This window comes from Candidatus Pelagibacter sp. Uisw_094 (genome assembly GCF_047729535.1).
Classification (GTDB): Bacteria; Pseudomonadota; Alphaproteobacteria; order Pelagibacterales; family Pelagibacteraceae; genus Pelagibacter.
Genome location: NZ_CP159823.1, coordinates 253,770 through 265,747 on the forward strand (window position 1 = coordinate 253,770; position 11,978 = coordinate 265,747).

The window sequence follows — 11,978 nt, forward strand, 5'->3', positions numbered from 1 at the left end:
AATTGTAATTTAGTGCTTTATATACATATTAATAAAAAATTATCAAATATAAGCTTATGTTAGAGAAAATTTTCCCAAAAATTCATTCTGAAGGTTACAAATTTTTAGCTATAGCTATTATTGCAACAATTTTTCTGTACTTCCTCAGTACCTTCCTAGGGTTAATTGGTATGGTATTGTCTGTATGGGTATATTATTTTTTTAGAGATCCTGAACGGATTTCAATAAATGATGAAAATTACCTTACAAGTCCAGCAGACGGTGAAGTTTTAATGGTTCATGAGGTTGATGGACCAAAGGAGCTTGGTTTAGAAGATAAAAAATTCACTAAGATAAGTATTTTTATGAACGTATTTGATTGTCATGTTAATAGAACACCTTGTGAAGGGAAAATTTCAGAAATACTTTATAAACCAGGAAAATTTTTAAATGCATCACTTGATAAAGCAAGTGAAGATAATGAAAGAAATTATTACAAGATAACGAATAGCCATGGAGAAGATGTTATTGTTGTTCAGATTGCAGGTTTAATTGCTAGAAGAATTGTATGTGAATCTTCAAAGGATCAAAATTTGCAACAAGGTGAAAGAATTGGAATGATAAGATTTGGAAGTAGGGCTGATGTTTATTTTGAAAATTATGAAACGTTAGTTAAAGTAGGACAAAAGACAATTGCTGGTGAAACGCTATTAGCTAAAAGATAGCTTATGGAACAACCTAAAAATAATTTTAAAATTGTATCAGATAAAAAAGCTAGAATGCTTTTACCTAATGCACTGACATTAATAAATGTATGTATTGGGTTAAGTTCTATTAAATTTGCATTAGATGAAAAATTTGAACTATCTATTATAGCCATTATATTTGCTGCAATTTTTGATACATTAGATGGAAGAGTTGCAAGGATGTTGAAAGGAACTTCCTTAGTTGGAAAGGAATTAGACTCTTTAGCAGATTTAATTAGTTTTGGAGTAGCTCCAGCATTTATAATGTATTTCTGGTCTTTAAATAATTTGGGTAAATTTGGTTGGTTACTCACAATGATTTTTGTGGTTTGTGTTGCTCTCCGACTTGCAAGATTTAACGTGAGCTCAAGTTCAGAGCCATCTTGGAGAGATAATTACTTTGAAGGAGTCCCATCACCAGCAGGTGGAATTTTGGTATTGATGCCGTTAATATTAAGCTTAAGTGAGATAAATCTAATAAAGATTAATTACAATATAGTAGTACCAACATTCTTTATTTTGATTTCATTTTTGTTGATCAGTAAAGTTCCCACATTTGCTTTTAAAAAAATTTCTATACCACGTCGTATGACAATTTTTGCATTGTTTAGTGTTGTGTTATTTTTTGGACTTTTGTTAATATATACATTTAAAGTTTTGGTCATTTGTGGATTAATCTATATTTGCTTAATTCCATTTGGATACTTCAGTTATCAAAAAATTTATAAACAGAAAATTTTAAGTGGTGAAAATCATGATAATGATGATCTAGAAGACATATTATAAATGAAAAAAAATGTAATTGTATCTCTGGCAGACTCAAATTACTTTGAATTACTTAACGAATTAGTCGATTCTATTAAAAGTTTTGAAAAAAGCAAAGATACAGCAATCTGCATTTTAGATGCTGGTTTGTCCGAGCAACAAAGAGACATATTATCTAAAAAAGTTGATGAAATTAAATCAGCCGAATGGGACATAGATGTTCCAGCATTTAAAGTAAAAGGTAGAGAGTGGTTAAAGAGTCAAGTTTCTAGAGCTTTTTTACCAAAATATTTTCCTAGTTATGAAAAATTCTTATGGATTGATTGTGACGCTTGGGTAGGGGATTGGAATTCAATAGAGCTTTATTTTAAAGCCTGTGAAAATGGGAAATTAGGAATTACTCAAACTTTTACGCCTGGATATAAAATAATGTCTAAAGTTAATTGGATATTTGGACAACTAGCAATAATTAAATCTCAAAATTTTAAACATGCAATAAAATCAAAAATTGGAATAGATAAAGCGCGAAAACTTGCGTTTGCTCCACACATTAATATTGGTGTTTTTTCTTTAGAAAAAAATTCAGTTGGATGGATTACGTGGCAAAAAAATTTAGAACAAACATTAAAAGCTGGAAATATTTTTGGATCAGAACAATTAGCTATTAATATGTCTGTTTACATCGATGATTTAGAAACAGAGTTCTTACCTCATAGTTGCAACTGGTTAGTTAGTAATCTTTTACCAAAATTTAACGAACAAGAAAAAAGCTTTGTCGAGCCTTATCTGCCCAATCATAAATTAGGTATAATACACCTTGCTTCTGGAATCTGGGATGGTGATAAAGATATGAGATTACATAAAGAAGTAAAGATAAACATAAAAACTTTAGAAAATAAAATTTTATCAAAAAGTTTAAGGTTTGGTCATTAATTGAAAAAGAATAGAATTTCAAAAAATTGGATTAATAAACAAAAAAGAGATATTTATGTTAGACAATCTCAGGTAGATGGTTATCGAGCTAGATCGGCATATAAATTAATAGAAATAGATGAAAAATTTAAGATATTAAAAAATGGAATATCAGTAATAGATTTAGGTGCATCACCAGGTAGCTGGTCTCAATATATTTCAAGAACAGTAAAAAGCGGAAGATTGGTTTCAATCGACTTAAAGGGTATGGAAGAGATTGAGAATACAATCCAAATTAAAGGTGATTTTACTGACTTAGATTCTCAAGAAAAAATCAAAGCCTTATTCAAATCAAAAGTGGATGTTGTTGTGTCTGATATGGCCGTTAATACTACAGGTATAAAAGATATAGATGCAATTTATACAGGGGAACTTGCGATGGAAGCCATGAATTTTTCTAAAGAAATGCTGGTTAAAGAAGGACGATTTGTCTCTAAAATTTTTCTAGGCTCATCATTTAACGAAATAGTTGCCTTAGGCAAAAAAATATTTAAAGAAGTAAAGGTATTTAAACCTAAGTCTAGCAGAAAAGAATCTAAGGAAAGTTTTATTATTTGTAAAATCTTAAGATAGAGACTTTTTTTTTGAAGGGAATCATATATAAATTATTATGGATCCTATAAAAGAAGCTCTAACCTTTGATGATGTCACAATGGCACCAAAATACTCAGAAGTTCTACCTTCTGAAGTTGATACCAGCACAAAATTATCATCTAATTTAACATTAAAAGTACCTTTATTATCCTCTGCAATGGATACAGTTACAGAGAGTAAAATGGCTATAGCAATAGCTAAAGCTGGAGGTATTGGTATAATACATAGAAACCTTGATATTAAAAAACAAATTGACGAAATTAGAAAGGTTAAAAAATTAAATTTATTAGTTGGTGCAGCTGTTGGAGCTGGTCCTTTAGAGCTTAAAAGAGCAGAAGCTATTTTAAAAGAAAAAGTGGATTTAATTGTTGTTGATACAGCCCATGGACATAGCAAAAAAGTTGCAGAAATTATTAAAGCTATAAAAAAAATAAAAAAAAATAAAACAACTCTATGTGCTGGAAATATTGCAACTGCAGAAGCTGCAAAATTTTTAATAAAATTAGGAGTAGATATTATTAAAGTTGGAATTGGACCAGGATCAATCTGTACAACCAGACTAGTTGCTGGTATTGGTGTGCCTCAGTTAAGTGCAATATTAGCTGTTAAAAAAGGTGTTAAAAATAATAAAGTAAAAATTATTTCAGATGGAGGAATTAAATATTCTGGTGATTTAGCTAAGGCACTGTCAGCAGGTGCTGATGCAATAATGATAGGTTCTTTGTTCGCAGGAAGCCTTGAAACACCTGGAAAACTAATTAAAAAAAATGGTAAGTTATTTAAAAGTTTTAGAGGAATGGGATCTGTTGGAGCAATGAATAAAGGATCAGCTGATAGATATTTTCAAACCAAACAAAAAGATATATCTAAATATGTTCCGGAAGGAGTAGAAGGTTTTGTAAAATACAAGGGTGATGTTAAAAGCATAATTTATAAATTAATTGGAGGCTTAAAATCATCTATGGGTTATCTAGGTGCAAAAAAAGTTCTAAATCTTAAAAATAAACCTAATTTTGTAAAAATAACAAAAGCAGGTTTTTATGAAAGTATGGTTCATAATGTTGACGAAGTAAAAAATGAGAGCAAGTATTAATGAAAAAAATAAATAAATTAACAATTGTACTATTTATGCTTTTAAATTTTGGCAGCTATTCTTTAGCAGAAAATAATTTTTTTGAAAAAGGAAAAAATAAATATGATGAAAAGAAATATGAAGAATCTAAATTTTTGTTTCAAAGAAGTATCGTTTTTAACCCCAAGGATCAAAACTCATATTTATATTTAGCAAAAATTTATAATTTTGAAGAGAATAAAAAAGAAGAAAAAAAAAATATAGATACGGTGCTCTTACTGGATCCTAAAAATGAAGAAGCTAATTATATGCTTATGGAAATAGAGTTAAAAAGATCCAATTATTCCAAAGTAAAAGAATTAGCAGATAATTTTTCTAAAATTTGTAATAAACTATGTAATAAAAAAAATTCTATTTTAGAATCCTTAAAGAATTTGGAACCTAAAAATGAGTCTTAATAATAATTTAAGTAAAATTTTAATAATTGATTTTGGTTCCCAATTTACTCAATTAATTGCAAGAAGAGTAAGAGAATTAGGGGTTTTTTCAGAAATAGTTAGCCACAAAAAAATAAAAATAACCCAAATTACAAAAGATAATATTGCTGGAATAATACTATCTGGTGGTCCTCTTAATGTTTATGAAAATGATAAATTTAAATTTGATAAGAAGATTTTAAAACTTGAAATTCCAATCCTAGGTATATGTTTTGGACATCAGATATTGTCTAAACTTCTAGGTGGTAAAGTTAAAAAATCAAAACACAGGGAGTTTGGTCTTGCGACTATAAATAAAGTATCAAATAGTATTTTAACTAAAAATTTTTTTAATAAAAATAATACAAGTAATGTTTGGATGAGCCATGCTGATCAAGTTTCAAAAATGCCAAAAAATTTTAAAGTTATAGCATCCACAAAAAATTCTAAATTAACAATAATTGAAAATATTAAAGATAATTTCTATGGAGTACAATTCCACCCAGAAGTAACACACACTAATAAAGGTAAAATTTTATTACGTAATTTTGTTTTTCTAATATGTAAAATTAAAAAAAACTGGTCCTCGAAAGATCAAAAATTAAAATTGATTAATGAAATTAAAGAACAAGTAGGTAACAACAAAGTAATTTGTGGATTGTCAGGTGGTGTCGATAGTAGTGTGGTAGCGCAATTGTTAAGTAAAGCAATTGGAAAAAATTTAACTTGTATTTTTGTTAACAATGGTCTTTTAAGAAAAAATGAAGAAACGCAAGTAATTAATACATTTAAGAAAAAATTAAAGATGAATTTAATTTATGTCAATGCAGAAAAAGAATTTATTACAAAATTAACAAATGTTTCTGATCCTGAAAAAAAACGAAAAATTATAGGAAATCTATTTATTAAAATATTTGAAAGATATGCTAATAAAATTAAAAATGTTCAATTTCTTGCTCAAGGTACTCTTTATCCGGACTTAATCGAAAGTAAATCTGTTACAGGTAGTCAAACCTCAAAAATAAAATCACATCATAATGTGGGTGGCCTTCCTAAAAGAATGAAATTAAAATTAGTAGAACCTCTTAAATTTTTATTTAAAGATGAAGTTAGAAAATTAGGGTTAGAACTTAATTTATCTAATGACATAATCTCTAGACATCCATTTCCTGGTCCGGGCTTAGCAATAAGAATGCCTGGCATTATAACAAATGAAAAAATTAAAATTTTAAAAGAAGCAGATTTCTATTTTATTAAAGCTTTAAGAGATCATGGATTATATGATAAAATTTGGCAAGCTTATGCTGCTTTACTACCAGTAAAAACTGTGGGTGTTATGGGAGATAATCGTACTTATGAACATATTTGTTTATTAAGAGCAATTACATCTGAAGATGGAATGACTGCTGATTTTTTTGATTTTCCTAAAGGTTTCATGCAATCAATTTCCAATGAAATTATTAATAATATTAGAGGTATTAATAGAGTAGTTTATGATGTTACTTCAAAACCACCAAGTACTATTGAATTAGAGTAGATAAGTCTTTATAAATTGAAAGGAATTATGAAATATTTACACACCATGATTAGAATCTCTGACGTAGAGAAATCATTAATTTTTTATTGTAATGGACTAGGTTTAGTTGAAACTAGAAGAATGGAGAGTGAGCAAGGTAGGTTTACTTTAATTTTTTTAGCAGCACCTGGTGATGAAAAAGCTGAAATGGAACTAACATATAATTGGGATGGAGACGAATTAGGTCAAGGTTCTCGAAATTTTGGTCATTTAGCATACCGTGTTGAAAATATTTATGAAACATGTCAAAGATTATTAGATATGGGCTATACAATAAATAGACCTCCTAGAGATGGACACATGGCTTTTGTTAGATCACCAGACAACATATCTATTGAAATATTACAAGATGGTAATTTAGAACCAAAAGAACCATGGTCTTCAATGGAGAATACTGGCACCTGGTAATAAGATGCAGAAGAAAATTTTAGATCTTATTAAAAAAAAGAATAAATCAAAAATTGTATGTCTTACAGCTTATTCTAAGAATGTAGCTTCTATTATAGATAAATATTGTGACATTGTTCTAGTTGGAGACTCTCTTGGTTCAGTGCTTTACAACTTTTCATCCACAAAGAAAGTAACATTAGATATGATGATTGAACATTCTAAAAGTGTAAGAATGGGAATCGAAAAAAGCTTGATGGTAGTGGATATGCCATATGGAACATATAAAAACCCAAATGAAGCATTAAAGAATGCTAAAAAAATAATTTCTAAAACGAAGTGTGATGCTATCAAGCTTGAAGGTGGTAAAAAAGTTTTTCAAATAATTAAAACTTTAATTAAGAATAAAATTCCAGTAATGGGACATCTTGGTGTTCTTCCACAATCCGCAACAAGTTTTAGATTTAAAGGAAAAGAAAAAAAAGAAAGAAAAATTATTTTAAGAGATTCTAAACTTTTGGAAGAAGCTGGTGTATTTTCAATTGTTTTAGAGTGTGTTGAAAGTTCTTTAGCAAAAGAAATTACAAAAACAATTAAAATTCCTATAATTGGTATTGGAGCATCAGTACACTGTGACGGGCAAGTTTTAGTTACAGATGATCTTATAGGATTAAATAAAATTAAAGCGAGATTTGTTAAAAGGTATTCAAATATTGAAAAACAAATAAATGATGCTGTACTAAAGTTTAAGAAAGATGTGGTTACAAATAAGTTTCCTACCAAGAAACATTCATACTAAATTAAAAATATTGTTTAAATGTTTCGTTAATTGATAAAACGCCATAATCATTTAATCCACCAATTATTAATTGTAGTGCCACAATTAAAATAAAACCTAAGCCTACATAGGCTATCCATAAATGTTTTTGAATATAATTTGCTAAATAAGTAGCTAATGCCCCAGTTAATACAACAGACAAAATAAGACCAAATATCATGAAGCCAAAATAACCTTTTGCAGCACCAACGACTCCAATAACGTTATCAAAGCTTATCGTAATATCTGCAAATAAAACTTTATAAATACTTTTTACAAATGAGGGCTCTGTTGATTTTTTTACTGGTGATTTAATCTTATTCTTCATTTCAACTAAATCTTTCCTTAAATCATTAACAATCCAAATTAGAAGTAGTCCACCTAAAATTTTAATATAATAAAACTCAAATAGGTAGGTAGCAAAAAGAGCAAAAATAATTTTAAAAATTAAAGCTCCAGCAACACCCCAGAGAATTATTTGTTTTCTATTCTTTGGTACAAAGTTAGCAGCAATTAATCCAATAATAATAGCGTTATCAGCAGCTAAGATAATATCTATAAAGATAATTTGGGTTAAAATTATGAATTCTTCAATCAAGATTTTTTATAATATTAAATATTTATTTTTTATTCAATGTTTAATATTTAGACTTCTTTGTTCCGTCAATAATTTCTTTTAGCTCCTCGTATTCTTCACAATTGCAAGTTTTTAAAACTTCTAATCTTTCTTTAGCCATATCCATTCTATTAGTAGTTACGTAAAGCTCACCAAGGTACTCATTTATTCCATTATGATTGGGCTCAATTTGTAAGCCTTGTAAGTAAAATTTCTCACCTCCTTCATAATCCCCAAGTTTTCTAGTAGTAAAGCCTAAATAATTTAAAGTATCTGCTTGTAGAGGTTTTTTCTTATTAGATTTTATAAGAAGTTTTTGTGCCTTAGCATATCTTTTTTGTGCTTTTTCTATTTTACCTTTTTTTTCATATTTTTTTGCAGCTTTAACTAAATTTTTTGCTTTTGTGTAGTCTGACACTTTAGGAGAAGAATCGTTATCACTGCTAGTCCCTGCAGAAAATGAATTACTAGTAAGAGCAATAATTATTAGTAAAGTATAAATAAGTTTTTTCATATTTTAATTAAATTTTTTCATTTTATTTAAAGGTTTAAGTATTAAGCCATTATTAACTAAGTTATCTTTGATAGATTTTGCAGTTGCTAATGAACTTTTATTATCACCATGTATACAAACAGAGTCAATTTCACAAGGTATCTGTTTACCACTGAGACAATTTATTGACTGATTTTTAACCATATATAACACATGTTTCTTTGCAATATCTGGATCAGTGATTAAAGCGTTAGGCTTTTTTCTAGAGATCAAATTACCATCATCTTCATAATTTCTATCAGCAAATATTTCACAAGCTATTTTCATATTATTTTTCTTAGCAGCAATTTCCATTTGTGAACCAGTTGGAACAAGATAAATAACATCTTTATTTATATCTTTAATTGCCTCAGCCAGCGTTGTGGCTAATTCTAAATCTTCACAAGCCATATTATTAAGTGCTCCATGTGGCTTAATATGGGTTACATTTTCATTATGTTTTTGAGCAATTTTTTGTAATATTTCATATTGTTCAAAAATTAGTTTTTTTATTTCTAAAGAATTTAAATTCATTCTTTTTCTTCCAAAGTTTTCAGGATCATTAAAAGAAGGATGAGCACCCATACTAACTCCATTCTTTTTAGAAATTTGAATAACCATTTCCATTGTTTGTTCATCCCCAGCATGATAGCCGCAGGCAATGTTGGCAGAATTTACAATATCAAGTAACTTGGGATCATTCTCGATTGAATGAAACTTAGATTTTTCTCCTAAATCACAATTGATATTAATTTCCATACTCTTTAGTCTGGAGTATAACATGGCATGGTTAAAAATATATCAAATCTTGGTGATACAGCTGTTTATTGTGATTTTGGTTCTGAAGTTAATGAGTTGATAAATGCCAATGTAATAGATTATTTTAATCATTTATCAAAATTAATAAAAGAGAAAGAAGTTGACGGAATAACTAACTTAACCCCCTCTTATAATAAATTAATTATTAGTTTTGACTTAACTATAACCAACTATAAAAAAATCAAAAATTTTATAGAAGGTTTAACTATTAATAGAGATGTTAAAAATAATAATCAAAAAGTTAAAATTCCAGTTTGTTGTGATGATGAATATGGATTAGATTTTTTAAGGCTAACTAAAAAATTGAATATAGATAAAGATAAAATATTAGAACTGTATTTTGGCAAAGAATATTTTTGTTATATGACAGGTTTTATTGCTGGAATGCCTTTTTTAGGAGATCTTAATGAAAATATTAGATGTGATCGATTAGAAACACCAAGATTAAAGATGCCTAAAGGATCAGTAGGAATAACAGAGCAATTTGCAAATATCTATACTTTTGAAAGCCCTGGTGGTTGGAATATTATCGGTAACACTCCAAAGAAAATTTTTGATGATAAAAATTTAATTCAACCAGCTCTAGTTAATCCAGGTGATAAAGTAAGTTTTTATCAAATTACAAAAGAAGAATATTTAAATTGGAATGAATAAAGCATATTTTGAAATTTTAAGAGCGGGGGTTAACACTACCATTCAAGACAAAGGTAGAAATCACTTATATCATGTTGGAATTGCAGTAAGTGGTGCAATTGACCAAAGAAATTACATATTATCAAATAGATTGGTTGATAATCAATTAAATGAGCCTGTAGTAGAGTTTGCATACCAAGGCCCTCTTTTAAAGTTAAAGAATGGAAAAATTAATTTTGCAATATCTGGAGATATCCTTTTTAAGATTATTAGAAAGAATTTAGAAGTTGAAGAAGGTGAATGTTACAAAAGTTATATTTTAGATGAAGAGGACCAAATAGATATAATATCAACCAAAAATTCTACGTATGGATATCTAGCTGTTAATGGTGGCTTTGATCTAGAAAAAACCTGGAGCAGTTATTCCATAAACACTAAAGCAAATATTGGGCCTAACGATGGAAAAAAATATTCCATAAATGATAAAATTTTTATTAAAAAAAAGGATATCAAAAATGCAATAAACAAAAAAATAAATTATGATTATTCTACTGATAATATCATTAGAATTATTAAAGGTACAAATTTTGACTATTTTTCTAAGGATGCAATAGACAAATTTTTTAATGAAGATTTTTTAATCACAAATCTTGTTGATAGAATGGGCATAAGATTAAAAGGTCCTAAATTAGAAAATATAAAAAATACCAATATCAAATCAGAAGGTTTAGTTAGAGGAGTTATTCAGGTACCTGCTGATGGTAATCCAATAATAATGTTGTCTGATCATGGCACAGTTGGGGGATATCCAAAGATTGGTGTAGTTATTGCTGCTGATCTTGATTTAGTTGGGCAATTAACGCCTGGAACAAAAATAAATTTTAAGGAAGTAAGTCTTGAAGAAGCTCAGAATATATTTAAAGCATACACAGAAGATACAAATAAATATTTAAATGAATGTAATTAATAAAATTCCTGGTCCACTGCTTATTTTTATGGGTGCTTTAAGTTTAAGTTTTGGAGGGCTTATTGTAAAAAAATTTGAAGGCTCTACCGAGTGGCAAATTCTTTTTTGGAGATCTTTATTTTTTACACTTACCGTTTTAGCGTTTCTAATAATTACCTATAAAAAGAAAACTTTAAGCTCTTTTTATAAGTCAGGATTACCAGGTTTTTTTGGAGGTATTGTACTGTCATTTGGATTTTGCGGTTATGTATATGCAATGTCTAATACATCAGTTGCTAATACTAATTTTATAATATCATTACAGATTTTATTTCTTGCAATTTTTGGTTACTTATTTTTAAAAGAAAAAATTTCAACAATAACTCTAGTTTCAATAATATTAGCAATAACAGGAGTTACTTTAATGGTTGGTAATGATTTGAGACCAGGTAACCTTTCGGGAAATTTAGCTGCATTTACAATGCCCATCACATTTGCGGTCTTAATCATGATTGTAAGAAAATTTCCTACAGTAGACATGATTCCTGCTCAATTTGTTGCTGGAGTAAGCTCATGTTTAATTGGGTTAAGTGTATGTATTTATTATTCACATAATTTAATTGTTTCACCTAATGATATTTTTTTAGGTTTTTTAGCAGGATTTTTTCAAGTTGGTTTTGGATTTATATTCATTACGATCGGTGCACGTAGCACACCCTCAGCAATGGTTGGAGTAATTATGCTATCTGAATCAGTTTTAGGGCCAGTTTGGGCTTTTTTATTTGCAGGTGAACGAGCATCATTATTTACCTTAATTGGAGGTGCAATTATTCTATTTGCTGTTTTACTTCAGTTTTCATCGTTACTTTTGTCTGATAAAAAAGAAAAAATTATTAATTGACTATGACATACATCTGGTAGATTATTCTCCCATACGGGAGAGACTACAAAATATCGTAGCGCCGAAGGAGCAACCACCCAGGAATCTCTCAGGCAAAAGGACCGTAACATATTAACTCTGGAAAGAGATTAAGTTCTCGCCGACGGA

General features: G+C 28.5%; 15 protein-coding genes and 1 riboswitch. Of the genes, 12 read left to right on the top strand and 3 right to left on the bottom strand.

Going from position 1 to position 11,978, the window contains the following annotated elements; translation table 11 throughout:
* Positions 1-56: 56 nt before the first annotated feature.
* Genes ABXT72_RS01335 through panB form a run of 9 tightly spaced genes read left to right on the top strand, consistent with a single transcriptional unit; the run spans position 57 to position 7,366 of the window.
* The gene (locus ABXT72_RS01335; protein ID WP_415278551.1) at positions 57-704 is read left to right on the top strand and encodes a phosphatidylserine decarboxylase; all 648 of its coding nucleotides are present in this window, start codon (positions 57-59) and stop codon (positions 702-704) included.
* Positions 705-707: 3 nt separating this feature from the next.
* Entirely contained in the window at positions 708-1,511 is an 804-nt protein-coding gene (gene pssA, locus ABXT72_RS01340; RefSeq protein ID WP_415278552.1) for a CDP-diacylglycerol--serine O-phosphatidyltransferase, read from the top strand.
* Entirely contained in the window at positions 1,512-2,423 is a 912-nt protein-coding gene (locus tag ABXT72_RS01345) for a glycosyltransferase (protein WP_415278553.1), read from the top strand. It abuts the gene before it with no gap.
* The gene (locus tag ABXT72_RS01350) at positions 2,424-3,035 is read left to right on the top strand and encodes an RlmE family RNA methyltransferase (RefSeq protein ID WP_415278555.1); all 612 of its coding nucleotides are present in this window, start codon (positions 2,424-2,426) and stop codon (positions 3,033-3,035) included. It abuts the gene before it with no gap.
* 37 nt (positions 3,036-3,072) lie between these two features.
* Complete coding sequence (gene guaB / locus ABXT72_RS01355) at positions 3,073-4,149, top strand: IMP dehydrogenase (RefSeq protein WP_415278557.1); 1,077 nt, start codon at positions 3,073-3,075, stop codon at positions 4,147-4,149.
* Complete coding sequence (locus ABXT72_RS01360) at positions 4,149-4,586, top strand: hypothetical protein (RefSeq protein ID WP_415278558.1); 438 nt, start codon at positions 4,149-4,151, stop codon at positions 4,584-4,586. The genes guaB and ABXT72_RS01360 overlap by 1 nt, the downstream gene beginning before the upstream one ends.
* Entirely contained in the window at positions 4,576-6,141 is a 1,566-nt protein-coding gene (guaA, locus tag ABXT72_RS01365; RefSeq protein ID WP_415278559.1) for a glutamine-hydrolyzing GMP synthase, read from the top strand. Before ABXT72_RS01360 ends, guaA begins: the two co-directional genes overlap by 11 nt.
* 27 nt (positions 6,142-6,168) lie before the next feature.
* Positions 6,169-6,588, top strand: coding sequence for a VOC family protein (locus ABXT72_RS01370; RefSeq protein ID WP_415278560.1), 420 nt, complete (start codon positions 6,169-6,171; stop codon positions 6,586-6,588).
* Between the two features lie 4 nt (positions 6,589-6,592).
* Complete coding sequence (gene panB / locus ABXT72_RS01375) at positions 6,593-7,366, top strand: 3-methyl-2-oxobutanoate hydroxymethyltransferase (RefSeq protein WP_415278561.1); 774 nt, start codon at positions 6,593-6,595, stop codon at positions 7,364-7,366.
* Position 7,367: 1 nt separating this feature from the next.
* On the opposite strand, the gene ABXT72_RS01380 is transcribed toward panB, so the two are convergent.
* The 3 genes from ABXT72_RS01380 to ABXT72_RS01390 are packed head-to-tail and all read right to left on the bottom strand — an operon-like array spanning position 7,368 to position 9,291.
* Positions 7,368-7,982 (bottom strand): YjbE family putative metal transport protein, encoded by a 615-nt coding sequence (locus ABXT72_RS01380; protein ID WP_415278562.1) that lies wholly within the window; start codon positions 7,980-7,982, stop codon positions 7,368-7,370.
* Between the two features lie 40 nt (positions 7,983-8,022).
* A complete protein-coding gene (locus ABXT72_RS01385) occupies positions 8,023-8,514 on the bottom strand; it encodes a tetratricopeptide repeat protein (protein WP_415278563.1) in 492 nt (163 codons plus the stop codon).
* A gap of 3 nt (positions 8,515-8,517) precedes the next feature.
* Positions 8,518-9,291, bottom strand: a complete 774-nt coding sequence (locus ABXT72_RS01390) for a 5-oxoprolinase subunit PxpA (RefSeq protein WP_415278564.1) — start codon at positions 9,289-9,291, stop codon at positions 8,518-8,520.
* A gap of 27 nt (positions 9,292-9,318) precedes the next feature.
* Between ABXT72_RS01390 and ABXT72_RS01395 the strand changes: the two genes are divergently transcribed.
* Genes ABXT72_RS01395 through ABXT72_RS01405 form a run of 3 tightly spaced genes read left to right on the top strand, consistent with a single transcriptional unit; the run spans position 9,319 to position 11,831 of the window.
* A complete protein-coding gene (locus ABXT72_RS01395) occupies positions 9,319-10,005 on the top strand; it encodes an allophanate hydrolase subunit 1 (protein ID WP_415278565.1) in 687 nt (228 codons plus the stop codon).
* Positions 9,998-10,951, top strand: coding sequence for a biotin-dependent carboxyltransferase family protein (locus ABXT72_RS01400; protein WP_415278567.1), 954 nt, complete (start codon positions 9,998-10,000; stop codon positions 10,949-10,951). Before ABXT72_RS01395 ends, ABXT72_RS01400 begins: the two co-directional genes overlap by 8 nt.
* A complete protein-coding gene (locus ABXT72_RS01405; protein WP_415278569.1) occupies positions 10,938-11,831 on the top strand; it encodes a DMT family transporter in 894 nt (297 codons plus the stop codon). The genes ABXT72_RS01400 and ABXT72_RS01405 overlap by 14 nt, the downstream gene beginning before the upstream one ends.
* Before the next feature lie 24 nt (positions 11,832-11,855).
* A riboswitch (glycine riboswitch) is annotated at positions 11,856-11,945 on the top strand.
* The last annotated feature ends 33 nt before the right edge of the window (positions 11,946-11,978 follow it).